We start from the raw sequence: 24180 nt of genomic DNA, 5'->3' as shown, positions 1-24180 counted from the left end.
AGGACCGGTCGGCGACGACTCGGGATCCGCCCCGTCCGCCAGCCACGACCGAAGGAACGAGAACGATGAGGTTCACCACGAAGTCCCGGCGCTCCGGGATGCTGCTCGGAGCCGTGGCGGTCGCCGCCGCGCTGCTCGCGGGCCCGGCGATCACGGCGCAGGCGTACACGCCGCAGGGAGGCGTCGTCTACCAGCTCGGGAACGAGCCGTGCCTGAAGGGGCGCGGCAACTGCATCGTGTACCCGAAGTCCGTCCAGCTGCCGAGCGGGCGCATCGTCGCCGCTTTCGAGAAGGCGACCGTCGTCGACTACCCGGCACCGGACTCCATCGGCGGCGCGGTCGGCGAGAGGATGCCGATCTACAAGAGCGACGACAACGGCGACACGTGGCAGCCGCTGACCGAGCTCGGCTCGCCGGCCGAGCTCTCGAGCGACCCGGCCATGGACAAGTACTCCAGCAACTGGACCAACCCCTACTTCTACGTCATGCCCGAGACCGTCGGGGACATCGCCGCCGGCACCCTCCTCCTGGCGACCGTCGTCTCGGGGGAGGACGAGTTCTACCGCGAGCAGAAGGCCGCGAACCCCGCGTGGGTCCCCGACAACGACGGCGACCGCCGCGACGTCTCCATCGCCCTCTACGCGAGCAGCAACGAGGGCGCCGACTGGCGGTTCGTCAACATCATCGCCGCGGGCGGCTGGCAGGGCGGCAGCGCCGGCGCCGGCGGCCGCAACGTCTCGCAGGCGAACGCCACGCGCCAGCAGGATCCCCTGTGGGAGCCGCACCTGCGCGTGCACCAGGGGAAGCTCCTCGCCTACTACTCGGACGAGAACGACTACCTCGACTACGACCGCGCGACGGGCGTGCCGATCGGCACCTCCGACAACGCGACGGGGCGCGACGACCAGAGCCAGATCCTGGCCCACAAGACGTGGGACGGGCGCTCCGCGTCGTGGAGTGCTCCCGTCGTCGATGTCTCCGGCCCGAGCTTCTCGTTCGACGGCCGCCAGCACATCGGCTTCGCGCGTCCGGGCATGACCACCGTCGCTCCCACGAACGACGGCAAGTGGATCATGACCTTCGAGTACTTCGGCGGCGGCGACAACGTCCGCTACAAGATCGCGGACGACCCCGAGCGGTTCTTCGCCGACGGCGACCCGGACGGCACGGACATCAGCCAGCTCCCGGTCACTCCGGGCTCGAGGCCGCTGGCGACGGGCGGCAGCCCGGTGCTGATGCACCTGCCCGACGGGCGGATCGCCTACAACGCGGCCGGCAGTGGCAACGTATGGGTGAACGACGGCGCGAGCTTCGGCCGCTGGACCGAGTACCAGACGCCGCTCGGCGGCGGCTACAGCCGGAACCTCCAGTACGACAGCGAGACCGGGCGCGTCCTCATCCTGCAGTCGGCCTGGGGCGGACCGACCGAGCAGCCGGTGATCCGTCACGCGGACGTCGACTTCGGGCGCTCTGCCGGCGAGTACTACCAGCTGGTCAACCGTCGCTCCGGACAGGTGCTCGGAACGAACTCGAACACGACCGACGCCGTGATCGGCAACGGCGACCAGCCGGACGTGCGCGCAGAGGCGGCCGACTCCGCCGCGAACCCCGCCACCCAGCTCTGGCACCTCACCGCCAAGCCGGCCGGCGGCACCACGCTGCTCAACAAGTCGGGTGGACGCGCGGCGACCGTCTGGACCGGGAACGCGGCCACCGGCCAGCGGATCGGCCAGTGGATCGACGACCGCGCCGAGGGGCAGTGGAACATCGTGCAGGTCGACGGCACTCACGTCCGGCTCCAGTCGCGGCAGAACACGTCGCTCTTCCTCACGGCGGCCTCGGCAGGATCTCCGGCGACGCTCCAGGCCTCGGTCGCCGACCAGTCGCAGGAGTGGCGGCTCGTGCCCCAGGGGCAGCTCGCCGGCAACGCCCGGCTCGTGAACGCGAACAGCGGGCTCTGCGCCGACGTCCTCGGCGCGAGCCAGAGCGACCGGGCCGCCGTGAACCAGTGGACCTGCAGCGGCGGCGTCAACCAGCAGTGGCGGGTCGTCCCGCGCGGGACGAACGTGGCGCTGGTGAACGCGAACAGCAGCAAGTGCCTCGAGGTCTACGGCTTCAGCACCCAGAACGGCGCCGCCGCCACGCAGTACTCCTGCAACGGCGGAGCCAACCAGCTCTGGACGCGCACCGTCGCCGCCGACGGGACCTCGACGTACCGGAACGCGCACAGCGGCCTCTGCCTCGAGGTGCAGAACCGCTCCACCGTCAGCGGTGCAGCGCTGAACCAGTGGACCTGCAACGGAGGGACGAACCAGAAGTGGCGCCCGTGATGAGGTGAGTCGACCCGCGCCCGTTCGGGTCGGGCGCGGGAGGACGGCCGTCGGGTACCCGGCGGCCGTCCTCCGTCGTCCGGGGAGGCTCTCGCTCAGCCGTCGATCGAAGCCATGTTGGCGTCGTCGTGGCGGGCGCCCGCGGCGGGCTCGAGCGCCTCGAGGCGGGTGACCTGCTCCGGAGTCAGCTCGACCGCGTCGGCCGCGGTGTTCTCCTCGACGCGGGCGACCCTGCGGGTGCCCGGGATCGGCGCGATGTCGTCGCCGCGGGTGAGGATCCACGCGAGCGCCGTCTGCGCGGGGGTCGCCCCGATCTCGGCTCCGATCGCGCGCACCTCGTCGGCCAGCGCGAGGTTGCGCTCGAAGTTCTCGCCCGTGAAGCGCGGGTTCGACTTCCTCCAGTCGCCGTCGGGGAGGTCGGCGGCCGAGCGCAGCTGCCCGGTCAGCAGCCCGTGGCCCAGCGGCGAGTAGGGGACGAAGCCGATGCCCAGCTCGCGCAGCAGCGGCAGGATCTCGTCCTCCACGTCGCGGGTCCAGAGCGAGTACTCGGTCTGCAGCGCCGAGACGGGCTGCACGGCGTGCGCGCGGCGGATCGTCTCGGGCGAGGCCTCCGAGAGGCCGAAGTGCAGCACCTTGCCCTCGGCGATGAGCTCGGCGACGGCTCCCGCGGTCTCCTCGATCGGCGTGCTGCGGTCGACCCGGTGCTGGTAGTAGAGGTCGATGCGGTCCGTGCCCAGGCGCCGGAGGGATCCCTCGACGGCCGCGCGGACGTTGGCGGCGCTGCTGTCGATGGTGCCGGGGCCGCCGCCGGAGTGCGAGACGAGTCCGAACTTGGTGGCGACGACCACGCCGTCGCGACGGCCGCGGAGGGCGCGGCCCACCAGCTCCTCGCTGTGGAACGGTCCGTAGATCTCGGCGGTGTCGATGTGGGTGACGCCGAGGTCGAGGGCGCGGTGGATCGTCCGGATCGACTCGCCGTCGTCGAGGCCGCCGCCGGTCGTGTAGGTGCCGGCCATGGTCATGGCGCCCAGGCCGATGCGGGAGACCTCGAGGGCTCCGAGACGTGCGTTCTTCATGTGCTGCTCTTCCTGTGCGTGGTGAGTGGGGCCGCGGGGTCGCGGGTCAGGCCTGCGAGGTGGGCATGGCCCACAGCTCGGCGATGGAGGAGCGGCGGTTCCGGGTGACCATGTAGAGGATGCTCTCGGCGATGTCCTCGGGCTCGAGCCGCTCCGGGATCGCCTCCGCGTCGGAGGCGGCGAGCTGCTCCTGGATCCGCTGGTTGTTCTGCGCGACCAGCTCGGTCGCCACGGCACCGGGCTGCAGCAGTCCGACGCGGACGTTCTTCTTCGTGACCTCCTGTCGCAGGGCCTCGCTGAAGCCGGACACGCCGAACTTCGTCATGGAGTACGCGGCGAAGTCGGCCCAGGCCTGGCGCCCGGCGATGGAGGAGATGTTGACGATGTCGGCGACGCCGCGCAGGTCGTCCTCGGCGGCCGCCAGCAGGTGGGGGAGGGCCGCCTTCGTCGTGTAGAGCAGGCCGAGCTGGTTGATCGCGATCATCCGCTCCCACTCCTCGACGTCGGTGCCGGCGACGGGGCCCAGCAGCATGAGGCCGGCGTTGTTGACGAGCACGTCGAGGCGGCCGAGGCGCTCGACGACGGTCGCGATCGCGGCGTCGACCTGCGCGCGGTCGGCGATGTCGACGGGGAGGGCGAGCGCGGTGCCGCCCAGGCCCTCGATCTCGGCGACGAGCTCGTCGAGGCGGTCCTTCCTGCGGGCCACGAGGGCGACCGAGGCGCCCTCCGCGGCGAGTGCGCGGGCGGTCGCGCGGCCGATGCCGCTGGAGGCGCCGGTGACGACGGCGACGGTTCCGGTGAGGGTGGAGGTCATGGGGGAGTCCTTCCTGTCGGTGCCGGCGTGCGGGCCGGGACGGGCCGGGACGCTGCCGACCGCCTCCACTCTCCGCCGGGCACTCGGGGAGGTGGGAGTCCCTGCTGGAAGGGTCACCAGCGGGGCCCCTCTCGCCGTCCGGGGCACCCGTACGGTCGACGGCATGGACACTCCGATCGAGATCAGGGACTTCCTGGTCTCGCGCCGCAGCCGGCTCTCGCCGGAGCAGGCGGGACTGCCCGACTTCGGCGGACGACGGCGGGCCCCGGGTCTGCGCCGCGAGGAGGTCGCCCTCCTCGCCGGCCTGAGCGTCGAGTACTACCTCCGCCTCGAACGGGGCCGTGTCGGGCGGGTCTCGGAGGACGTCCTGAACGGACTCTGCCGGGCGCTGCAGCTGGACGACCCGGATCGGAACCGGCTCTTCGAGCTGGTCCGCATCGCCAACGGGGGCGAGCCGCCCCGGCGTCGTCGTCCCGCTCCCCGACCCGTCGGTCTGCGACCGCCGGTGCAGCAGCTGCTCGACGCGATGGGCGACGTGCCCGCGCTCGTGCAGAACGGACGCCTGGACGTGGTCGGCACCAACGCTCTGGGGGCCGCCCTGTTCTCGGCCGCCCTCGAGCGCCCCGGGCCGAATCTCGGTCGCTTCGTCTTCCTGGACGAGCGCTCCGCGGTCCTCTTCCGAGATCGGGACCGGATCGCGCGGCAGTGCGCCGCTCTGCTGCGGGCGGAGGCCGACCGGCGTCCGTTCGACCGCTCGCTGACCGACCTGGTCGGCGAGCTCTCGACGCGCAGCGAGTGCTTCCGCCGGACCTGGGCCTCCCGCGAGGTCGGCGAGCACACCGCAGGGCCGACGCTGCTGCGCCACGCGGTCGTGGGCGACCTCGACCTCGACCGCGAGGTGCTGGAGCTCACGAGCGATCGCGGGCTGCTCCTCGCCGCCTACTCCGCCGCCCCGGGCTCGCGGTCGGCCGAGAGCCTGCGGCTGCTGGCGAGCTGGGCCGCGGCCCCGGCGTCGGGCGAGCCGCTCTGACGCGGCGGGACGCGGTCGCCCGGACGCGGAGGCAGGGGAGCGAGCGTGCGAGGTGTCAGCGGCGGGCGGAGGCGCTGCTCGCCGTCAGGCTGCCGAGGAGCCGCAGAGCGTCGTCCGAGGCGCTGCCGGGCTCGGCGGTCCACCCCAGGAGCAGCAGGCCCGGATCGCCGGTGAGCTGCAGCGCCTCGTAGCCGAGGTCGAGGTCGCCGACCTCCGGGTGGCGCAGGCGCTTCGCCCCCGTGCCGTGCTCGTCGACGTCGTGCTCGGCCCAGAGTCCGCCGAACTCGGCGCTCTCGGCCCGCAGCTCCTCGATCAGCGCGACCAGAAACCCGTCGCGCGGAGAGCGGCCGCTCTCGGCGCGCAGCAGCGAGACGATCTGCCGGGCGGAGTCGTCCCAGTCGCGGTAGAAGTCGTGCGCCCGCGGGTCCAGGAACAGGAAGCGGGCGAAGTTCGCCGGCCGGCCCGCTCGGGCGTCCAGCCCCGCGAACAGCGCGCGCCCGAGTGCGTTGATCGCGACGACGTCCATCCGTCCGTTCTGCACCAGGGCCGGGACTCCGGTCATCGCGTCGAGGAGCCGCTGGACACCGGGTCCGACCCGCTGCTCGTGCGCCGGTGCGCGGCGCCGGGACGACCGGGCCCCCTCCGTCGCGGACCGCACGAGGTCGTCGAGGTGGCGCCGCTCGGCGGGATCGAGCTGCAGCGCCCGGGCGATCCCGTCGAGGATCTCGATCGAGAGCCCGAGCGCGTTCCCGCGCTCGAAGCGGACGTAGTACTCGACGCTCATCCCCGCGAGCAGCGCGACCTCCTCGCGGCGGAGCCCCGGGACACGTCGCCTCCCGCCGTAGTCGGGGAGGCCGGCCTGCGCGGGCGTCAGCCGGGCGCGCCTCGTCGTGAGGAACTCGCGGATCTCGGCGGCGGCGTCCATGCCCCGACGCTACGGCAGCACCCGGGTCCCAGGGGGACCCTGCTGGTGACCCTCACGAGCGGGTCTGTCTCGACGCGTCGCGCCCCTCGTTGACTGGCCTCAGCGCCCGATCGACATCCGGTCGGGCCCTCACCGAAGGACACACGAGCATGGCTGACACGAACGTCTGGTTCATCACCGGAGCAGGACGAGGACTGGGCGTCGACCTCGCCCGCGCCGCCCTCGCCGCAGGACACGAGGTCGTCGCGACCGGTCGCGACGCCGACCGCGTGCGCACCGCGATCGGCGAGCACGAGAACCTCCTCGCCGTCGCCCTCGACATCACCGATCCCGCCGCCGCCGAGAAGGCCGTCGCGGCGGCCGTCGAGCGCTTCGGCCGCGTGGACGTGCTCGTCAACAACGCGGGCAACTTCCACGCCGGCTTCTTCGAGACCCTCAGCGACGCCCAGATGCGCGCGCAGTTCGAGACGAACTTCTTCGGAGCCCTCTCGGTCACCCGCGCCGTCCTGCCCCTCCTCCGCGGGCAGCGGTCGGGGCGGATCATCACGGTCACCTCGACCGCAGGCCTGGTCGGGGGCGGGTTCACCTCGGCGTACGCCGCCTCGAAGTTCGCGCTCGAGGGCTGGATGGAGTCCCTCCAGCCCGAGGTCGCGCAGTTCGGCGTCTCGACGATGTCCGTCGTGCCCGGCTTCTTCCGGACCGATCTGCTCGTGGAGGGGTCCTCGACGATCCACCCCGAGATCGCGATCGACGACTACGCCGAGGCGACCGCGCAGACCCTCGCCGCCTTCTCGGGCATGAACGGGCAGCAGCCCGGCGACCCCGCGAAGCTGGCACGCGCGATCGTGACCCTCTCCGACTCCGGCGACCTCCCCCTCCGCTTCATCGCCGGAGCGGACGCGGCGGCCTCGATCGAGCAGAAGCAGGCCCTGGTCCAGCAGCAGATCGACGCGCACCGCGAGCTCTCCGAGTCGCTCTCGCACGACGCCTGACCCGGCGACTCCGCACGACGATCCGCATCACGAAGGACATCACCATGAGCACACCCCTCGGCATCATCGGCTCCGGAGCGATCGGCGGCACGCTCGCGCGTCTCGCGATCGCCGCCGGCCTGGACGTCGTCCTCAGCAACTCCCGCGGGCCCGAGAGCCTCGGCGCACTCGTCGAGCAGCTCGGGCCCCGCGCCCGCGCGGGCACCGTGCGGGAGGTGGCGGTGCAGGCCGACGTCGTCATCGCGGCGATCCCGCTGATCGCGCACACCGACCTGCCCGCCGACGCCCTCGCCGGCAAGGTCGTGCTGGACACCACCAACTACTACCCGCAGCGCGACGGCCGGATCGCCGCGCTGGACGACCGGGAGTCGACGGCCAGCGAGCTCGTCCAGGCGCACCTGGCCGACTCCTCCGTCGTGAAGGCGTTCAACAGCATCACCTTCGCGAGCCTCGGCAACGGAGCTCGCGCGGCGGGAGATCCCGAGCGCAGCACCCTGCCGATCGCGGGGGAGGACGCCGCAGCGAAGGCGCGGGCCGCGGAGATCCTCGACGCCCTCGGCTACGACGCGCTCGACACCGGCGGCCTCGCGGAGAGCTGGCGCAGCGAGCCCGGGACCCCGATCTACTGCGACCCGTACATGCCGGCCTGGCCGGCGGAGACGATGCCGTTCGACGAGCTGCTCGCCTGGCTCCTCGCGGCGCCGGTCGTCCCGGTGTCGAGGGAGCGCGCGGCCGAGCTGATCGCGAGCGCCGTCCGCGGACCGGCGGGCGGGTACTTCCCCGAGACGGCCTGAGACCCCCGTCGTCGGATCAGAGCGCCGCTCTGCTCGATCCGGCGGCGGGATCGCCGAGGCCGACGGGATCGCTCTCTCCGGCCCAGCTGCCGAGCAGGGTGAGCGCGTCGTGCGACGCGCTCCCGGGTGCCGCCGAGAACACGATCATCTGCAGGCCGCGCTCGGAGGCGAGATCCATCGACTCGAACGAGAGGTCCAGGTCGCCGACCACCGGGTGGTGCAGGCGCTTCACGCCCGTGCGGTGCTCCTTGACGTCGTGCGCGGACCAGATGCCGCGGAAGGTCTCGCTGCGGGTCGAGAGCTCGCCGATCAACGCGGTGAGCCGCCGGTCGGAGGGGTCCCGCCCGGCTTCGCGACGCAGGAGTGCGACGGACTGGCGTCGCGAGTCGGCCAGGTCGCGGTAGAACGTCTCGGCACGCGGGTCGAGGAAGCCGAAGCGCGCCGCGTTCATCGGCGACTGCTGGTCGACGAACATCTCCGAGAACACCGCGCGGCCGAGCCGGTTGGTCAGGACGCAGTCGAGCCGACCGTTCTGCACGTAGACCGGCACGGTCGCCATCGCGTCGACCATCTGCTGGACGGAGGAGCGGACGCGGGACGTCCGCGGTGCGGGCCTGCGCTGCATCGGATGCGCGATCGAGTTCGCCGCGCGCACCAGGTCGAGGAGGTGCTCGTGCTCGGCCTCGGTCAGCTGCAGGGCCCGGCTGATGCCCTGGAGGACCGACTCGGACACCCCCGCGGCGTTGCCGCGCTCGAGGCGCTTGTAGTACTCCGAGCTCATTCCGGCGAGCAGCGCCACCTCCTCGCGGCGCAGGCCCGGCACGCGCCGGCGCCCGCCGAAGTCGGGGAGCCCCGCCGCCTCGGGCGTGAGCCTGGCGCGCCTGGACGTGAGGAACTCGCTGATCTCGGCGTGGCTGTCCATGGCAGCGACGCTACGCGCCTGGGCGGCCGGGAGGGGGTCCCTCCCGGAGACCCCCGCAGCCGGGTCCCGCCGGGGCACCTCACGGGCGGGACTGGCTGGGATCCGGCGGCGCGGATCGACTGGTGGCATGAGAAGAATCACCGCCGTCCTCGCCGCGACCGCCGTCGTCGCCGTGCTCTCCGCCTGCTCGACCGGATCCACGGACGAGGGGGCCGACGTCCTGTCCACCCCGACCACCGCTGCCGGCTCGGGCGCGACGACCCCCGCCGCGACCGCTCCGACGGAGGCCGCTCCCGCTGCCGACGTTCCCGCGGGGCCGACCGCGATCACCCTGACCGCGGGGGACGAGGTCGTCACGGCCGTGCTGAACGACAGCCGGGTCTCGCAGGACCTCCTCGCGATGCTCCCGGCGCAGCTGCCGTGGTTCCGCAACCTCGGCATCGAGTACATCACCGAGCTCGACGCGCCCCTCACCGAGACCGGCCCGTTCTACACCGACGTCCAGCCGGGCGACATCGTCTACTACAACCCGGCCGACAGCCTCACGATCATCTACGAGGAGACGAGTTCGGTGCCGACCTTGACGCTCATGGGCGAGGTCACGTCCGACCTCTCGGTGCTCCGGAGTCTGCCCGACGACGTGGTGTTCACGGTCGAGGTCGCGGAGTAGGGGGGCGGGTGGCCGCCGTCGCGTTCCTCGACCGGATGCTCGGCGAGGCTCGGTAGGGAGACGGTGATCCCGAGCCGTCGCAGACCCTCCAGCCGCGACGACCCGGGAACTCGAGAGGGTCCGTCGCTCCGGACCCTCGTGCTCGCGGGGCGTGCTCTCAGCCGAGGCGCTCCACGACGGCATCGAGGTCGGGAACCGCGCTGTTGTCGAGATCGATGAGCTCGACGCCGGCCCACGAGACGGGGGAGCGGCCCCAGTCGCGCCAGAAGCCCTCCCAGTCGGAGAGCTTCGCCAGGTCGCGATCCAGACCCCGGCTCTCGAGCCGTCGACGGGTCTCGCTCTCGGTCGCGGTCACCCGGAGCACGGTCGGGACGACGTCTGGCCAGACGGCGTCGCGGGTGCTCTTCTCGAGGAAGTCCGGTCGGCCGAGATAGGCAGCGAAGGGCGCGTCGATCACGACGGACAGCCCCAGCCGGAGGTTGTCCCCGGCGACTCCGAACAGGGCTGCGTACTCGGCCGGCATCACGCTCTCGCGGTAGAAGGAGTTGTTCTCACGCTCGTCGGCTCCGTGCCCGCTGGTCGCCAGGGCGACTTCGACGAGCGGCCCCGCGAGGGCGTCCTTGTCGAGGTAGACCGCACGGCAGCGCCGGGCGATCTCGCGGGCGAGGGTCGACTTGCCGGATCCGGCCGAGCCGACCACCACGAGAGCGAACACGGGGTCAGTCTCGCGCGTTCCGCACAGCGGCGAGGAAGTCGCGCGCCGCCGCGGTCACGCGACCGTAGTCCCCGTCGGGACGAGCGGCCTTCGTGATCGTGCTGCCCACTCCAACGGCGCAGACCCCGGCGTCGAACCAGGTCTTCACGTTCGCGGTGGTGACGCCGCCCGCGGGCATCAGCGAGACGTGCGCGAGGGGCGCGAGGACCGCCTTCGCGTACTCCGGCCCGATCTCGGCGGGGAAGAGCTTGACGATGTCGGCCCCCTCCTCGATCGACTCGACGATCTCGGTGGGGGAGTAGGCACCGCTGATCGTCGGGACCTGGTAGCGGTTCGCGGTGCGGATCATCTCGCGGCTGAGGTGCGGGCTGACGAGGAAGGAGGCGCCGGCCGAGATCGAGGCGGAGGCGCTCGCGGCGTCGAGGACGGTGCCGGCGCCGATCGAGGCGAGGGAGCCGTGGCTCTCGACGAGCCGCTCGATCACGCGCAGCGCCCCGGGGGTCGACAGAGTGATCTCGATCGCGCGGATGCCGCCCTCGATCGCCGCGGCGGCCGCCCTGTAGGCCTCATCCGCGCTGTCGAGGCGGACGATGACGACGGTCCCATCCTCGATGATGTGATTCAGGGTCTTCAGCTTGGGGCTCATGGCTCGAGATTACGACAAGAAGCGACAGAAAGCGACAGAAATGAATAACTCGCCACCGCTCCTGGCGACTCAGCGTCGAAACGTGATCCGCGCCCGGCTCGCCGAGAGGGGGGCCGTGCGCTCCGTCGATCTCGCCGCCGAGATGAACGTCTCGCTCGTCACTGTGCGCCGCGACCTCCTCGAGCTCCGGGATCTGGGAGAGGTCGAACTCGCCCACGGCGGCGCCACCGTCGCTGGCGGCCGGGTCCCTCCGCCCGACCGGCGCGACCGGACGGGCGTGCGGGTCGAGGCGAAGCGCTCGATCGCGCGAGCCGCGTCCGCCTTCGTCTCGCCCGGAGACGTCGTGTACCTCGACTCCGGCACGACCTGCGCGGCCATGGTGTCCTCGCTCGCCGAGATCGTCGGCATCACCGTCGTGACCAACGACCTCGCGACGGCGATCGACCTCGTCGAAGCCGCACCGGGGATGTCCGTCGTCATCGCGGCGGGCCGCGTCGACGGCGCGACCCTCTCGGCGGTGGGAGAGCTGTTTCCCCCGGTGCTCCAGAACTTCGTCTTCGACGCGGTCTTCTTGAGCGCCAGCGCGTGGAACGTCGGCACGGGAGCCACGACCGGGGCTCTCAGCTACGCCGCGGTGAAGCGCTCGGTCCTGGCTCGGGCGAAGCGGAAGTATCTGCTGGTCGACTCCAGCAAGTTCGGCGCGGTCGAGGCGCACGTCGTGGCCCGACTCTCCGATCTGGACGCCGTGGTCACCGACGACGCCCTCGCTGCGGACGTCGTCTCGGACGCCGGGTCGGCGGGGGTCGCCCTCGTCCTGGGGGAGTCCGGCTCCGTCTCCTGAGATCGCGAGAACCTTCCATCAGGAGGTTCTGACCTCGTCGTTGACAGCCGGTCTTCTCGTGGTCTAGCTTGCAACCGATCGCAGCAACCGATCTCAGCAACCGATCTCATTGGAGAGATGATGACCAAGAAGCGATGGAGCTTTGCCGTGACCGGCCTGGCGCTGGTGAGCCTGATCCTCGCCGGATGCGCCGGCTCCCCGGAGGCGTCGGCCCCCGACGAGCCCGTGACTCTCACCTACTGGGACTTCCTCGACCCGAGCCAGGACAACCCGCGCTCGAACGCCCTCAAGCAGAACATCGCCGGCTTCGAAGCGGCCAATCCGAACATCTCGGTCGATCTGTCGGTCGTCTCGCTGGGCGACATGCTCAACCGGCTTCCGCAGGCCGCCGCAGCCGGCCAGGCGCCCGACGTCTTCAAGATGTTCACGCCGACCGTCCCGCAGATGGCCGCCGCCGGAGCCTACGAGCCGCTGCCCGAGGCCGCCGCCGAGATCACCGACTGGCTCCGCCCTGTCGAGAACCTCGCCGACGCCGACGGCGAGCAGGTCGCGGTGCCCTACGAGTACCGCACCTGCGCGTTCTACTACAACCAGAAGATCCTCGACCAGATCGGAGCGACGGTCCCCACGACGTACGACGAGGTCGTGGACGTCGCCGGCAAGGCAGCGGCCGCCGGCTTCACCGGCTTCGGCACGGGCTTCTCGGACACCGACAACTCGGCGATCATCAGCACCTTCTTCGACTGCTTCATGAGCCAGGTCGGCGAGGACATCTGGAACGGCGACGGAGAGGCGGACTTCGCCGGCACGAAGGCCGACGAGTTCGGCGACTTCCTGGCCGACCTCCGCGACGCCGGGGGACTGGGCAGCAGTGTCGTCTCGGACAGCTACTCCACCGTCACCGACGGCCTGAGCAACGGCACGACCGCGATGGCGGTCCTGGGCAGCGAGCGGGTCATCACACTCACCGCGGCCAACCCGGACATCAAGTGGACGAACCTCCCCGCGCCCGCCGACGGCGGCACCTCGGGAGCGACCCTGGGCTGGACCCTCGGCATCGGCAAAGGCAGCGACCACGCGGACGCGGCCTGGAAGTTCATCGAGTACATGACGGGCGCCGAAGCCGGCGCCGTGATGGCGACCGGTGGCGAGGTGCCCACCCGTTCCTCCACCTACGACGCCGAGTTCTTCTCGACGCCCGAGGCCGAGACGGTGAACACCGTCGCCGAATACGTCGAGGCCAACAGCGAGCCGCACGCCTACTCCGACGACTGGATCGGCGTCGCCTCCAGCCTCTCGCAGGCCGGACAGGAGCTCTCCCTGAACAACACCTCGGGAAGCGACTTCCTCACCTCCGCGCAGGACGCGATCAACCAGTAGCTCGGCCTACCTTCCGGGGGGCCCGCACCAGCGGGCTCCCCGGGGAAGCGGATCACCATGTCAACCACCAGCGCTGCCCGCGTCCTCACTCCCGAGGACGCCGCCCCGTCTCCCACGCCGAACCGTCCGCGTCGTGACCGCCGGGTCTGGCTCTACGTCCTCCCCGTCACCGTCGTCTTCCTCTTCGTCTTCGTCGGACCGCTGTTCTACACGGCGTGGACGGCCCTGCACGAGACGAACTACTACGCGATCGGGGAGTTCTCCGGACTCTCCTCCTTCACCACGCTCTTCTCGGACCCGAGCCTGCTCGGGCAGGTCGGCACGACCCTCGCCTTCTCGCTCGGCGCGCTGGTCATCGCGCTCCCCGCCGGGCTCTTCTCGGCGATCGTGCTGAACAACCTGCACACCTTCAAGCGCTCCGTCCGGGCCCTGTTCCTCCTGCCGTGGCTCATGTCGCAGGCCACCGCGGGCACGATCTGGCTCTGGTTCCTCAACCCGAACTTCGGTCCGGCCTCGGCCATCACGACCTCGCTCGGGATGGGCCCGACCGACGTCTTCTCCTCGCCGACGAGCGCCCTCGTCGCCGTCACGCTGATCACCGCCTGGTGGTCCTACCCGCAGGCCATGCTGCTCTTCCTCGGGGCCCTGCAGACCATCCCGGAGGAGCTGCGCGAGAGCCTCAAGGTCGACGGCGGCGGAGTGTGGCAGGGGTTCGTCAACGTGACCCTGCCCTACCTGCGCAACACGATCGTCTCGGTCATCGTCGTGCTGCTCATGCTCTACGTGCAGATGGTCACGATCATCCTCGTCACCACCCGCGGCGGACCCCTCGGGGCGACCGAGACGCTCTCCATGCGCGTGTACAACCAGACCTTCAACGAGTTCGACCTCTCCGGGGCGTCCGCGACCGCGATCCTCCTCTTCGCCGTCAACGTGGTGCTCACCCTCGTCGCCATCCGCTTCCGCCGGAAGGAAAGCCTGTGACCACCGCACCCGTCCGCCGCCGCACGAAGGGCGACGCGCTGAAGGCGATCCCCGGGTGGATCTACATCCTGATCACCGCCCTGATCGTCCTGCCGCCGATCGCATGGATCCTCTCGACCTCGCTCAAGGTCGAGGAGGACACCATCGTCTTCCCGCCGACCTGGATCCCCGACCCGATCTCCTTCGGCGGCTACGCGGGCCTGCTCACGTCGACGAACATCCGCTTCTTCATCAACTCGCTCGTCTACGCCGGCGGCTCCATCGTCCTGGCGCTGCTCATCTGCATCCCCGCGGCCTACGTCGCGACCAGGTTCCGGAGCCGGCGGATGGAGACCCTCATGACGGGAATCCTGGTGCTCTCGATGGTCCCGGCCATCGTCGTGTTCATCGCGCTCTACTCGATGTTCGTGCAGACCGCGCTGATCAACACCTACCCGATGCTGATCGTCGTCTACACCGCGATCATCTGCGGGCAGACGATCCTCTTCCTGCGGAACTTCATCGAGAACATCCCTGTCGAGATCGAGGAGGCGGCCGCGATCGACGGCTGCTCCCGTCTGCAGATCCTGATCCGGATCGTCCTCCCGCTCATCCGCCCCGGCATCGCCGCGATCGCGATCTTCATCTTCGTGTTCGTCTGGAACGACTTCCTCGTCGGAACCGTCCTGGCCACCACGGAGGACATGAAGACCGTGCAGAACGGCATCGTCCGCTACGTGACGACCGGCTTCGGCAACTTCTGGGGTCTGTTCTCGGCCTTCGTGGTCGTCGCATTCCTCCCCGTCCTGGGCGTCTTCGCCGCCTTCCAGCGCTGGTTCATCGCCGGACTGACCTCCGGCGGAGTGAAGGGATGAGCGCCCCGGTCCGCGTCGCGGTCGTCGGAGCCGCGGGCTGGGCGGGCAGTCGCCATGTGCGCGCGTTCCACGAGCTCGGCGCCGAGGTCGTCGCCCTGGTCGATCCGAGCTCCCTCGCGCTCGAGCTCGCCCGCGACGTCGGCGCCGAGGTCGTCGATTCGGCCGACCGCCTCGAGGACGTCGACCTGGTCGTCGTCTCCCTGCCGACGAGCGTGCAGCCCGACGTCACGGCGGCGCTGCTGCGGCGCGGCTTCCGGGTGCTCTCGGAGAAGCCGATCGGCTCCTCCGTCGCGAACGCGGCCGTGCTCGCCGACGTCGAGTGCGTCGATGACGCGCTGATGGTCGGCTACACGTTGCACCACCACCCTGCCGCGCGAGCCCTCGCGGAGTGGGTGGCGACCGTCGACGTCGTGAGCGTCGGCGTGCGCTCCGCGGCGCGCAAGCTGAGTCTCGACTCCTGGCGCACTGCTCCCCAGGAGGGCGGGGTCGCCGTCGTCAACGGCATCCACGCGCTCGAGTACGTGTCTTCGCTGTTCCCCGGCGAGGTCGCGGTGCAGAGCTCCTACGCCGTCAACGGGCTGCACGGCACCGCCGCCGCCGATTACGCCGCGGCGACGATGACCTTCGAGGACGGCCCGCACTTCCGCCTCGAGACGTACTGGAACCCGTGGAACCACACCTCCGGTCTCAATCGGAACGACTGGTCGCTGGAGATCGACGTCGTCGCGCGTCAGGGCCGTCGGCTGTGGTCGAACTGGGCGCTGCACGAGTGGGAGCGCAACGGCTCCGAGACCGTCCGGCACTTCCCCGAGACCGATCTCTTCCTCGATCAGGCGCGCGCGGCACTCGACTTCGCCCGGGGCGGGCGTCCGGTGGTCGGTTATCGTCAAGCACTCCGTGCAACCGATCTCGCCGATCGGCTCACGACTGTAGGAAGCGAGCACTCATGACCCGCGCGCGGACGATCGTCCTGTCCCCCTCCCACTGGCATGTGCCGCTCTACGCGGACCGGATCGCCGATCGGCACGAGGTGATCGCGATCAGCGACCACGACCCGTCCGCCGTCACCGGTCTCGCCGAGCAGTGGGGAGCGCCGGTGTCCGCCTCCTGGCGGCAGGTGCTCGCCGAGCAGTCGGACATCGAGCTCGCCTACGTGTTCGTGCCCCACGACGAGATGCGCGACGCGTGCCTCGCGCTCATCGCCCGGCGGATCCCGCTGGTCGTCGAGAAGCCCGCGGGAGTCTCGATCGCCGAGCTGATCGAGATCCGCGAGGCGGCGGAGCGGGGGGGCGTGCCGATCGCGGTCCCCCTGGTGCAGCGAGGCGGTCCGACCGAGCGCTGGCTCGATCGTGCGGGCAGTGCCGTCTACGAGACCGCCCAGTTCGTCGCCGGCCCGCCGGAGCGCTACCTCGCGAACGGCAGCCCGTGGATGGTCGATCCCGCCCGTGCCGGCGGCGGCTGCATGGTGAACCTCGCCCCGCACTTCGTCGATCTCTTCCTCCGCTCCTCCGGCGCCACCTCCGTCGATGTCACCGCCGCAGTCTCGCGCGTGCTGCACCAGCACGATGTCGAGGACTTCGCCGCACTGACGCTCACGACGCCCGACGGACGCATCGCCGTGATCGAGGTCGGCTACGCATTCCCGGGGTCGCCTCTGAAGCGGCACTGCGCCTTCCTGCGCATCGGAGCCGAGGGCGCGGCTTCCGTCTGGTCCGACGGCACCGCCTCCTTCACCGCCACCGACGGCACGACCGAGACGGACGCGATCGACGTCGACAGCGATCCGCTCTACGGCCCGTTCGTGGACGCGATCGCCGAGGGACTCGCGGACGGCTGGCGGGATCTGCCCGGCATCCGGGATCTGGAAGCGACGATGACGGTCGTCTGGGACGCGTACGCGTCGGCATCACGAGGGGGAGAACGATGACCATACCCAGCATCGAGGAGGTCGCCGCGGCGGCCGGAGTGCACAAGTCCACGGTCTCGCGCGCGTTCTCTCGGCCCGAGGCGGTCAAGCGCGAGACGCGCGAGCACGTCCTCAGGATCGCGGAGTCGATGGGCTACACGATGAGCCCCCTCGCGCAGGCCCTCCGCACCAAGACCAGCACCCTGGTGCCCCTGATCGTGCCCGACATCACCAACCCGTTCTTCGCCGAACTCGCGAAGACCATGACCGCCGCCGCTGTCGAGCGCGGCTACCAGCTGGTGCTCTGCGTCACCGAGAACGACGCCGCCGCCACCGGACGCTACCTGCACGCGATGCAGTCGATGTACGCGCCGTTCGGCGTCATCGCTCCCTCGACCCGCGTGGACCCTGAGGAGTTCGAGCCGTACGGGTTCGGCAGCCGCCTCGTCGTCATCGACCGGATCGAGACCGACCACCCCATCTCGACCGTGACCGTCGACAGCGCGAAGGGCATCGAGCTCGCGTTCGAGCACCTCGTCGGCCTCGGCCACACCTCGATCGCCTACGCGTCCGGCCTCGTCGGCACGCACACCGCGGAGGACAGGCGGCAGGCGTACCACTCGCTCGCCGAGGGCCACGGCATGGCGGCGATCGAATTCGACGGCGGGATCGGCGCGGAAGCCGGCCAGCGCGCCGCTGAGAGGCTCGCCGACATGCCGTCGCGGCCCACCGCGGTCATCGCCGCGAATGACATGGTCGCGTTCGGTCTGATCAGCGAGTTCGGGACCCGCGGGATCTCCGTGCCCCACGACGTCTCCGTCGTCGGTTTCGACGGCCTCCCGCTCGGTGCCCGCAGCAACCCGCCCCTCACCTCCGTGCAGCAGCCCATCGCCGAGATGGGGAGGCTGGCCATCACTCTCGCCGAGCGCGCCGCGCAGAACGGGCACGTCGACCACGTCGTGCTCCAGCCGCAACTCGTCGTCCGCGCGTCGACCGGAGCGGTCCGATGACCGCACGGCTGCTCCCCGGACTCCGGCACGTCGACCACGCCGCGTACGCCGTCCCCGATCTCGAGCAGGCCGTCGCCTTCTTCGTCGAGGTCCTCGGCGCGGAGGAGCTCTACCGCTCCCGCCGGGGACCGGACGCCGAGTTCATGCCCCTGCACTTCGATGTGCCGGACGACGCGGCCCTCGAGCTCTCGATGCTGCGCCTGCCGCCGAACCTCAACATCGAGCTGTTCGAGTGGGCGACCGCCGACCAGCGCTTCGAGCATCCCCGGCTCAGCGACCGGGGCGGTCACCACCTCTGCCTCGTCGTCGACGATGTGGACGAGGCCGTCGAACACCTGCGCGGCATCGACGGAGTGCGCATCCTCGGTGGCCGTAAGGAGGTCGGCGGCGACAGCCCCTCCGTCGCCGGCAACCGCTGGACCTACTTCCGGACCCCGTGGGGTCTGCACATGGAACTCGTCGACCGCTCCCGGGTGAAGGACGCCCCGGAGCTGGTCGGCCCGGCGGATTGGAACCGCCCCTCAGAAAGGACATCCTCCTCATGATCATCGCCGGACACACCCTCGGCACTCCCGAGCAGACCCTCCCCGAGGCACTCGCCCTGTTCAAGACCGCGGGACTCGACGCCGCGGAGGTCATCTATCAGAAGGACTACCCGGCCGCGATCGACCCGTCCGACCCCCGCGCCCCGGAGGAGGCCGCGTCGATCGCCGCCGGTGAAGGCATTCCGATCGTCGCGCTGACGCCGTACACGACGTCGATCAACAGCACCGACGACGCCGACTGGCGCGCCGGCATCGACGAGTTCCGCAGCTGCATCGACGCCGCGCAGACCATCGGCGCCACCCGCGTGCGCGTCTACGCCGGCTCCTGGCAGCCGAACACCCCCGGGCGCGACGAGCACTGGGGTCGGCTCCGGACCGCTCTGGGCATCCTCTCCGGTCACGCCGCCGCCGCGGGAGTCGTCCTCGCGGTCGAGAACCATTTCGGCACCATGACCCAGACCGCCGCCGACACGGCGCGCCTCGTCCGCGACATCGGGTCGCCGTCCGTGCGGGTGCTCTACGACCAGGCGAACCTGACCTTCACGCACGACGAGAGCTGGCAGCAGGCGTTCGATGTGCAGGGCGACCTGATCAGCCACGTCCACGTTAAGGACCTCGTCTTCAAGGACCCGAAGGCCCGGTTCCGCGCCAGCGACACCGCCCGGGTCAAAGCGGAGGAGCGGGCCGTCAGCTCCCGCGTCGTCGGCGACGGCGTCGTGCCCTGGCCGGAGATCCTCCGCGAGCTGTCCGGACGCGGCTACGACGACGTCCTCACCCTCGAGTACGAGTACCGCTGGCACCCGCAGGACCTCCCCGAACCCGTCGTCGGCTTCGCGAACGGCGCCCGGGCCGTGCGCGAGATCCTCACCGGACTGGCGGTGGCCCCGTGAGCCGCGACGTGCTCCGGATCGGCGTCGCGGGAGCCGGCAACATCGCGAGCATCGCGCAGCTCCCGACCCTCGTCGCCCGCGACGACGTCGAGCTCCGCGCCCTCGTCACCCGGCAGGAGGATCCGAGCGCGCTGCTGCGCCGCTGGGGGTTCCGCGCCGCCTACCCGACCGTGGAGGCGATGCTCGAGGCCGAGGACCTCGACGCGGTCTTCATCCTCACGCCGCGCTCCGAGCACGTCCGCGCGACGCGACTCGCGCTCGAGGCGGGCGTCGACGTCTTCTGCGAGAAGCCCCTCGCCACGAGCTCGGACGACGCCGTGGCGCTCGCCCGCCTCGCCGAGGAGCGCGGCCGGATCCTGATGGTCGGCTTCAACCGCCGCTTCGCGCCGGTCTACGCGGCCGGTCGCGAGGTGTTCTCGACCTCCGGAGCGACGTTCTGCATCGCGCAGAAGAACAGGGCCGGATCCGAGTACCGGGCGACGTTCGAGAACGCCATCCACATGGTCGATCTGCTCCGCTGGTACTGCGGGGGAGAGGCCGTCGAGGTCACCGCCTCCGCAGCCGGGGACGATCCGTGGCAGGAGGACGGCGTCAGCGCCCTCATCCGCTTCGACAACGGCCACACGGGCGTGCTGATGGCCGCCCGCACCGCCGGCGGCTGGAGCGAGAAGCTCGACGCCTACGGAGACGGAGCGACCGCCGCGGTCGTCGCGCCCGACCGCCTCTCCCTCACTCGTGAGGGCACGACCACGGTGCGCGAGATGTCCCCCGAGGCGTTCGGCTGGGCGACCGCCACGCAGACCTTCGGGTTCGCGGGCGCCGTGCACCACTTCCTCGACCGCGTCCGCGACCGGCAGGAGCCGCTCACCTCGGGCGCCGACGCCGCGAAGACGCAGCTGCTGCTCGACCGCATCCTGAGCGCGGCCGGGCTCCCCATCGAAGAGCAGGTAGGAAGGGAGTGGTCCAGCCATGCCAAGAAGTGACGACGAGACGAGCCCCGTGACCGTCGCCGATCAGATCGTCCTCGTGACCGGGGCGAACGGGGGCATCGGCGCCGCCATGCTGGCCGCCTACGTCCGCCAGGGCGCGACGGTCATCGGTGCGGACCGCGGCGACAGCGGCTCCTCGGACGCCGCCGGCTACCGCCGCCTCGACGTGACCGACGAAGCGGCGACGGCCGAGGTCGTCCGCGACGTCGTCGCGACCCACGGACGCATCGACGTGCTCGTGCACGCCGCGGGCGTCCTCGGCGAGACCCCGGATCCGCTGCGCACCAGCACCGCCGAGTTCGAGCGGATCATGACGATCAACGCGACGGGCACCTTCACCATCGTCCGCGAGACCGCGAACGCGATGCTCGCGAGCGGAACGAAGGGCACGATGCTGCTCTTCTCGTCCGTCGCCGCGAAGGAGGGGCGGACGACCTATCTCCCCTACAACGCCAGCAAGATCGCGGTGCTGCACATCATGTGGTCGATGGCCCAGATCCTCGGGCCCTCCGGCATCTCGGTCAACGCGATCACTCCCGGACCCGTCGAGACGAACATGTGGGCGCAGCTCGCCGACGCGTCCGGCGACGCCGAGGATTCGGCGGCGCAGGCCCGCGCCGCGCGTGCCGCCCAGCTGCCGATGCAGCGCTTCGCCCGTCCCGACGAGGTCGCGAACGCAGCGCTGTTCCTCACCGACCCCGCCAACCGGTACATCACCGGCGTCAGCCTCGACGTCGCAGGCGGCGCCCACCTCGGGATGGGCACCTAGCCCGTCCCCTCCGATCACCGCCGCCGACCCGTGCCGACGGCGGTGATCGTCGCGCCCGCACGCGTCCCCGCAGACCGCATACTCTCCCTGAAGGAGTTCGATGACGATCCCCCGCTCGACCACGTCCCCCACGTCCACCGAGGACGCGCGCGCCTCGCGCCGGCGCTCCAAGAACCTCCTCGCCGGGACCGTCGGCCACTTCGTCGAGTGGTACGACTGGTACATCTACGGCCTGCTCGCCGCCGTCTTCTCGGGCCAGATCTTCCCCAGCGACTCGCCCTTCGCATCCCTCATCGCCGCACTCCTGACCTACGCGGTCGGCTTCGTCGTGCGCCCTCTGAGCGGCATCATCATCTCCCCGCTCGCCGACAAGTACGGCCGCCGCCGGATCCTCACCCTCGCCATCTCGGGCATGGCGCTCGGAGCGCTGATCATCGCGCTGACCCCGCCGTTCGAGACCGTCGGCTACCTCGCACCGGTCCTGTTCGTGATCGCCCGCGTCATGCAGGGCGTCTCGGCCGGCAGCGAGCAGCAGAGCGCCATCGCCTTCATGGTCGAGCACGCACCCGCGAACCGCCGCGGGCTCTTCGGCTCCTTCTCGAACATGGCCAGCGGACTCGCGACCCTCTGCGCGACCGGTGCCGCGGCGATCGTGACCTCCGCCTTCGCCCCCGACGACCTCGCCTCGTGGGGCTGGCGCATCCCGTTCCTCATCGGCGGGCTCTTCGGCGTCATCGGCCTCGTCATGCGCGCCCGCTCCGACGAGTCGCCAGAGTTCGAGGCCGTGGAGACGGACGAGCGGTCGGCTCTCGACGCGCTGAAGGACCTCCTCCGCAACCACCGGAAGCCCCTCCTGCAGACCGCCGCACTCTCGGCTCCGGCCGTCGCGTACTACACCTGGGCGACCTTCCTCCCGACCTACGCGAACCTCACGACCGGCCGGGCGCTGTCCGAGACGCTGGCCGGAAGCGTCATCGGCCTCGTGCTGCTCGTGATCATCGTCCCCGTCTGCGGCTACCTCTCGGATCGCCTCGGACGCCGGAGGATCTTCCCGATCGTCGGTGCGATCGGCATGATCGTCCTGTTCTTCCCGCTGCTGCTGCTCCTCGAGCAGCCCGGTTTCGGCGTGTACATCGTCGTCGCCGCGTCCGGTTGGGTCGTCCTCGGCATCTGGCAATCGGTCTACCCCACGATCCAGGCCGAGCTCTTCCCCGCCTCCGTCCGCGTCTCGGGCATCGGCTTCGCCCACCAGATCGTGATCGCCGTCTTCGGCGGCACCGCTCCGCTCATCGCCACGGCGCTGGTCGGGGCCGGTCAGCCGCTGCTCGTCGCCGTCTACATGATCGTGATCGTCACGATCGCGCTCGCCGTGTACGTCACGCTGCCCGAGACGGGAACGGGTCCGACGGCCCGGGGGGAGAGGGACGCCCCGCGTAGCTGAGCTCCGGGGACCGCCGGAGCTGTCCCGCGGATCGCGGTCGGCCGGCGTTCACCGTCCTCTCCGACTGCTCGCACACTCGACGGTCGACGCCGACCTCCTCTCGGTCACCGTCCTCGCCCCCGGTGTCGCACCCGCACCGCATCAGCCCGGTGGAGGCCGCGCCCCCTCTCGCCGCCCTCTTGCGAACGAGCCCCCGGCCGGGGATACTCAAAACCGCACGCTGCTAGGTTTTGCATCCTGATCCCGCGGCGTGGGCACTCAACGGTGAGAGGAACCGGACATGACCACTTCCAGCGGATCCGCGGCGGGAATGCCCTCGGGCATGACGACGTCCACGGCGACAGTGCGGAACCACGCCTGGTTCCCCGAGCCGACGGAGCCCGCGAAGAAGGGCTACGTCTTCTGGCTGCTCGCCGCGCAGCTCGTCTTCTTCATCGCTCTACTGGGGCCGGCGATCGTCGGCATCGGCCTGAAGATCCAGTCGCTCGTCGACGCGGGCGAGATCGCGCAGGACGGCGCCACCGGAGCGGCCGCGGTGCTCGGCGGGTTCGGCGCCCTGTTCGCCACCATCGCCAATGTCGTCTTCGGCCGGCTCTCGGACCGCACGACCAGCCGCCTCGGGCGGCGCCGCGTCTGGATCGTGGCCGGCACGGTCATCATGACCGCCGCGTTCGCGATCATGGCGCTCGCTCCGACCCTGCTCGTCGCGACGATCGGCTGGTCGCTCGCGCAGCTCGGCGCGAACATGACGCTCGCGCCCTTCATCGCCACGATCGCCGACCAGGTGCCCCGGTTCCAGCGCGGCAAGGTCACCGCCGCGCTCGGCATCGCGCAGAACGTCGGCATCCTCGGCGGCACCTACGTGGCGCAGGCCTTCGTCGACCAGCTGTTCGTCATGTTCGTCGCGCCGTCGATCCTGGCGATCGTCGTCATGGTCGTCTTCGCCGTCGTGCTGCCCGACAAGCGGCTGCCCGTCGCGCCGCCGAAGGCGACCCTGCGCGACTGGGCCGAGACCTTCTGGGTCAGCCCGGTGAAGAACCCCGACTACGCGCTGGCCTGGTGGTCGCGCTTCCTGATCACCTTCGCGAGCTTCGGCTTCACGACCTTCCGCTTCTTCTACCTCCTCAACCACATCGGGGTCGAGGAGGGGGACATCCCCGCGGTCATCACCACCAGCGTGCTCATCTACACCGTGGCGCTCATCGCGGCGAGCTACTTCGCCGGCTGGCTGTCCGACCGGATCGGGCGCCGCAAGGTGTTCGTCTGGAGCTCGACGGCCCTGTTCGCGATCGGCACGTTCGCCCTGATCTTCGTGCAGGACGTCGGCGCCTTCTACATCCTCGAGGCGATGCTGGGCCTCGCCTACGGCATCTACGTGGGCGTCGACCTGGCGCTCGTCGTCGACGTGCTGCCGAACCCCGACGACTCCGGCAAGGACCTCGGCGTGTTCAACATCGCCAACGCCCTGCCGCAGACGCTCGCTCCGCTGATCGGCGGGATCCTGGTCTACGTGAGCGATCCGACCGGAAACAACTACGCCCTCTGGTTCTCCGTCTGCGCCGTCGCGGCGGTCATCGGAGCGATCGTCATCTTCCCCATCAAGAAAGTGCGGTAGACCGGGCCGGGACGACCTCGATCCGGACGCGGCGCGCGACGA

The 24180-nt window shown here is 70.9% G+C and carries 24 protein-coding genes; 18 read left to right on the top strand and 6 right to left on the bottom strand.

The window, feature by feature from the left end:
• The first annotated feature begins 65 nt into the window (after positions 1-65).
• The gene (locus tag NB037_RS04485) at positions 66-2330 is read left to right on the top strand and encodes an RICIN domain-containing protein (RefSeq protein WP_251944120.1); all 2265 of its coding nucleotides are present in this window, start codon (positions 66-68) and stop codon (positions 2328-2330) included.
• A gap of 95 nt (positions 2331-2425) precedes the next feature.
• Here NB037_RS04485 and NB037_RS04480 read toward each other — a convergent pair whose 3' ends face one another.
• Together NB037_RS04480 and NB037_RS04475 are read right to left on the bottom strand one after the other, a co-directional pair.
• Positions 2426-3406 (bottom strand): aldo/keto reductase, encoded by a 981-nt coding sequence (locus NB037_RS04480; protein ID WP_251944119.1) that lies wholly within the window; start codon positions 3404-3406, stop codon positions 2426-2428.
• 46 nt (positions 3407-3452) lie between these two features.
• On the bottom strand, positions 3453-4220 hold the full coding sequence (locus NB037_RS04475) for an SDR family oxidoreductase (RefSeq protein ID WP_251944117.1): 768 nt from the start codon (positions 4218-4220) through the stop codon (positions 3453-3455).
• A 163-nt stretch (positions 4221-4383) separates the two neighbouring features.
• Here NB037_RS04475 and NB037_RS04470 point away from each other — a divergent pair, with 163 nt between their 5' ends.
• On the top strand, positions 4384-5250 hold the full coding sequence (locus NB037_RS04470) for a helix-turn-helix transcriptional regulator (RefSeq protein ID WP_251944115.1): 867 nt from the start codon (positions 4384-4386) through the stop codon (positions 5248-5250).
• 55 nt (positions 5251-5305) lie between these two features.
• Here the strand turns inward: NB037_RS04470 and NB037_RS04465 are convergent, their stop codons facing one another.
• On the bottom strand, positions 5306-6175 hold the full coding sequence (locus NB037_RS04465; RefSeq protein WP_251944114.1) for a helix-turn-helix domain-containing protein: 870 nt from the start codon (positions 6173-6175) through the stop codon (positions 5306-5308).
• Between the two features lie 149 nt (positions 6176-6324).
• On the opposite strand from NB037_RS04465, the gene NB037_RS04460 reads away from it, so the two are divergent.
• Together NB037_RS04460 and NB037_RS04455 are read left to right on the top strand one after the other, a co-directional pair.
• Complete coding sequence (locus tag NB037_RS04460; protein ID WP_251944112.1) at positions 6325-7167, top strand: SDR family NAD(P)-dependent oxidoreductase; 843 nt, start codon at positions 6325-6327, stop codon at positions 7165-7167.
• Between the two features lie 44 nt (positions 7168-7211).
• On the top strand, positions 7212-7961 hold the full coding sequence (locus NB037_RS04455; RefSeq protein WP_251944110.1) for an NADPH-dependent F420 reductase: 750 nt from the start codon (positions 7212-7214) through the stop codon (positions 7959-7961).
• A 16-nt stretch (positions 7962-7977) separates the two neighbouring features.
• On the opposite strand, the gene NB037_RS04450 is transcribed toward NB037_RS04455, so the two are convergent.
• On the bottom strand, positions 7978-8883 hold the full coding sequence (locus NB037_RS04450) for a helix-turn-helix transcriptional regulator (RefSeq protein ID WP_251944108.1): 906 nt from the start codon (positions 8881-8883) through the stop codon (positions 7978-7980).
• A 127-nt stretch (positions 8884-9010) separates the two neighbouring features.
• Between NB037_RS04450 and NB037_RS04445 the strand changes: the two genes are divergently transcribed.
• Entirely contained in the window at positions 9011-9553 is a 543-nt protein-coding gene (locus tag NB037_RS04445) for a cyclophilin-like fold protein (protein ID WP_251944106.1), read from the top strand.
• Positions 9554-9710: 157 nt separating this feature from the next.
• Here the strand turns inward: NB037_RS04445 and NB037_RS04440 are convergent, their stop codons facing one another.
• Both NB037_RS04440 and NB037_RS04435 read right to left on the bottom strand, forming a co-directional pair.
• The gene (locus NB037_RS04440) at positions 9711-10268 is read right to left on the bottom strand and encodes a P-loop nucleotide/nucleoside kinase family protein (RefSeq protein WP_251944104.1); all 558 of its coding nucleotides are present in this window, start codon (positions 10266-10268) and stop codon (positions 9711-9713) included.
• Between the two features lie 4 nt (positions 10269-10272).
• Positions 10273-10914: a bifunctional 4-hydroxy-2-oxoglutarate aldolase/2-dehydro-3-deoxy-phosphogluconate aldolase gene (locus NB037_RS04435; protein WP_251944103.1), complete on the bottom strand. Its 642-nt coding sequence runs from the start codon at positions 10912-10914 to the stop codon at positions 10273-10275.
• Positions 10915-10996: 82 nt separating this feature from the next.
• Between NB037_RS04435 and NB037_RS04430 the strand changes: the two genes are divergently transcribed.
• The 13 genes from NB037_RS04430 to NB037_RS04370 all read left to right on the top strand — a co-directional run bounded on the left by NB037_RS04430 (position 10997) and on the right by NB037_RS04370 (position 24138).
• Positions 10997-11755, top strand: coding sequence for a DeoR/GlpR family DNA-binding transcription regulator (locus NB037_RS04430; protein ID WP_251944101.1), 759 nt, complete (start codon positions 10997-10999; stop codon positions 11753-11755).
• A 120-nt stretch (positions 11756-11875) separates the two neighbouring features.
• Entirely contained in the window at positions 11876-13135 is a 1260-nt protein-coding gene (locus NB037_RS04425; protein WP_251944099.1) for an ABC transporter substrate-binding protein, read from the top strand.
• A gap of 57 nt (positions 13136-13192) precedes the next feature.
• Positions 13193-14119 carry a carbohydrate ABC transporter permease gene (locus NB037_RS04420; protein WP_251944097.1) on the top strand — a complete coding sequence of 309 codons (927 nt, stop codon included), beginning with the start codon at positions 13193-13195 and terminating at the stop codon, positions 14117-14119.
• Positions 14116-14973: a carbohydrate ABC transporter permease gene (locus NB037_RS04415; protein WP_251944095.1), complete on the top strand. Its 858-nt coding sequence runs from the start codon at positions 14116-14118 to the stop codon at positions 14971-14973. The genes NB037_RS04420 and NB037_RS04415 overlap by 4 nt, the downstream gene beginning before the upstream one ends.
• On the top strand, positions 14970-15923 hold the full coding sequence (locus tag NB037_RS04410; protein ID WP_251944094.1) for a Gfo/Idh/MocA family protein: 954 nt from the start codon (positions 14970-14972) through the stop codon (positions 15921-15923). The genes NB037_RS04415 and NB037_RS04410 overlap by 4 nt, the downstream gene beginning before the upstream one ends.
• Positions 15920-16900 carry a Gfo/Idh/MocA family protein gene (locus NB037_RS04405; protein ID WP_251944092.1) on the top strand — a complete coding sequence of 327 codons (981 nt, stop codon included), beginning with the start codon at positions 15920-15922 and terminating at the stop codon, positions 16898-16900. The genes NB037_RS04410 and NB037_RS04405 overlap by 4 nt, the downstream gene beginning before the upstream one ends.
• Positions 16897-17889 (top strand): LacI family DNA-binding transcriptional regulator, encoded by a 993-nt coding sequence (locus NB037_RS04400; protein WP_251944090.1) that lies wholly within the window; start codon positions 16897-16899, stop codon positions 17887-17889. The genes NB037_RS04405 and NB037_RS04400 overlap by 4 nt, the downstream gene beginning before the upstream one ends.
• Positions 17886-18434 (top strand): VOC family protein, encoded by a 549-nt coding sequence (locus NB037_RS04395; protein WP_251944088.1) that lies wholly within the window; start codon positions 17886-17888, stop codon positions 18432-18434. The genes NB037_RS04400 and NB037_RS04395 overlap by 4 nt, the downstream gene beginning before the upstream one ends.
• A complete protein-coding gene (locus NB037_RS04390; RefSeq protein WP_251944086.1) occupies positions 18431-19324 on the top strand; it encodes a sugar phosphate isomerase/epimerase family protein in 894 nt (297 codons plus the stop codon). Before NB037_RS04395 ends, NB037_RS04390 begins: the two co-directional genes overlap by 4 nt.
• Complete coding sequence (locus NB037_RS04385; RefSeq protein ID WP_251944084.1) at positions 19321-20307, top strand: Gfo/Idh/MocA family protein; 987 nt, start codon at positions 19321-19323, stop codon at positions 20305-20307. Before NB037_RS04390 ends, NB037_RS04385 begins: the two co-directional genes overlap by 4 nt.
• The gene (locus NB037_RS04380) at positions 20294-21082 is read left to right on the top strand and encodes an SDR family NAD(P)-dependent oxidoreductase (RefSeq protein WP_251944082.1); all 789 of its coding nucleotides are present in this window, start codon (positions 20294-20296) and stop codon (positions 21080-21082) included. The genes NB037_RS04385 and NB037_RS04380 overlap by 14 nt, the downstream gene beginning before the upstream one ends.
• Before the next feature lie 100 nt (positions 21083-21182).
• The gene (locus NB037_RS04375; RefSeq protein WP_251944080.1) at positions 21183-22523 is read left to right on the top strand and encodes an MFS transporter; all 1341 of its coding nucleotides are present in this window, start codon (positions 21183-21185) and stop codon (positions 22521-22523) included.
• A gap of 280 nt (positions 22524-22803) precedes the next feature.
• On the top strand, positions 22804-24138 hold the full coding sequence (locus NB037_RS04370; protein ID WP_251944077.1) for an MFS transporter: 1335 nt from the start codon (positions 22804-22806) through the stop codon (positions 24136-24138).
• Positions 24139-24180: the final 42 nt, after the last annotated feature.

It is taken from the genome of Rathayibacter rubneri, assembly GCF_023743255.1.
In the GTDB taxonomy this organism is placed as follows: Bacteria; Actinomycetota; Actinomycetes; order Actinomycetales; family Microbacteriaceae; genus Rathayibacter; species Rathayibacter rubneri.
The sequence above is the reverse complement of the archived record's forward strand: the minus strand, read 5'-3'. Positions and strand labels throughout refer to the sequence as shown.

Bases quoted from the DNA above. Each gene is read 5' to 3' on its own strand.
- NB037_RS04445 (WP_251944106.1), top strand. From the start codon at position 9,011: ATGAGAAGAATCACCGCCGTCCTCGCCGCGACCGCCGTCGTCGCCGTG.
- NB037_RS04435 (WP_251944103.1), bottom strand. From the start codon at position 10,914: ATGAGCCCCAAGCTGAAGACCCTGAATCACATCATCGAGGATGGGACC.
- NB037_RS04425 (WP_251944099.1), top strand. From the start codon at position 11,876: ATGACCAAGAAGCGATGGAGCTTTGCCGTGACCGGCCTGGCGCTGGTG.
- NB037_RS04370 (WP_251944077.1), top strand. From the start codon at position 22,804: ATGACCACTTCCAGCGGATCCGCGGCGGGAATGCCCTCGGGCATGACG.
- NB037_RS04375 (WP_251944080.1), top strand. From the start codon at position 21,183: ATGACGATCCCCCGCTCGACCACGTCCCCCACGTCCACCGAGGACGCG.
- NB037_RS04450 (WP_251944108.1), bottom strand. From the start codon at position 8,883: ATGGACAGCCACGCCGAGATCAGCGAGTTCCTCACGTCCAGGCGCGCC.
- NB037_RS04475 (WP_251944117.1), bottom strand. From the start codon at position 4,220: ATGACCTCCACCCTCACCGGAACCGTCGCCGTCGTCACCGGCGCCTCC.
- NB037_RS04405 (WP_251944092.1), top strand. From the start codon at position 15,920: ATGACCCGCGCGCGGACGATCGTCCTGTCCCCCTCCCACTGGCATGTG.
- NB037_RS04465 (WP_251944114.1), bottom strand. From the start codon at position 6,175: ATGGACGCCGCCGCCGAGATCCGCGAGTTCCTCACGACGAGGCGCGCC.
- NB037_RS04395 (WP_251944088.1), top strand. From the start codon at position 17,886: ATGACCGCACGGCTGCTCCCCGGACTCCGGCACGTCGACCACGCCGCG.
- NB037_RS04470 (WP_251944115.1), top strand. From the start codon at position 4,384: ATGGACACTCCGATCGAGATCAGGGACTTCCTGGTCTCGCGCCGCAGC.
- NB037_RS04480 (WP_251944119.1), bottom strand. From the start codon at position 3,406: ATGAAGAACGCACGTCTCGGAGCCCTCGAGGTCTCCCGCATCGGCCTG.
- NB037_RS04380 (WP_251944082.1), top strand. From the start codon at position 20,294: ATGCCAAGAAGTGACGACGAGACGAGCCCCGTGACCGTCGCCGATCAG.
- NB037_RS04455 (WP_251944110.1), top strand. From the start codon at position 7,212: ATGAGCACACCCCTCGGCATCATCGGCTCCGGAGCGATCGGCGGCACG.
- NB037_RS04420 (WP_251944097.1), top strand. From the start codon at position 13,193: ATGTCAACCACCAGCGCTGCCCGCGTCCTCACTCCCGAGGACGCCGCC.
- NB037_RS04460 (WP_251944112.1), top strand. From the start codon at position 6,325: ATGGCTGACACGAACGTCTGGTTCATCACCGGAGCAGGACGAGGACTG.
- NB037_RS04390 (WP_251944086.1), top strand. From the start codon at position 18,431: ATGATCATCGCCGGACACACCCTCGGCACTCCCGAGCAGACCCTCCCC.
- NB037_RS04400 (WP_251944090.1), top strand. From the start codon at position 16,897: ATGACCATACCCAGCATCGAGGAGGTCGCCGCGGCGGCCGGAGTGCAC.
- NB037_RS04485 (WP_251944120.1), top strand. From the start codon at position 66: ATGAGGTTCACCACGAAGTCCCGGCGCTCCGGGATGCTGCTCGGAGCC.
- NB037_RS04410 (WP_251944094.1), top strand. From the start codon at position 14,970: ATGAGCGCCCCGGTCCGCGTCGCGGTCGTCGGAGCCGCGGGCTGGGCG.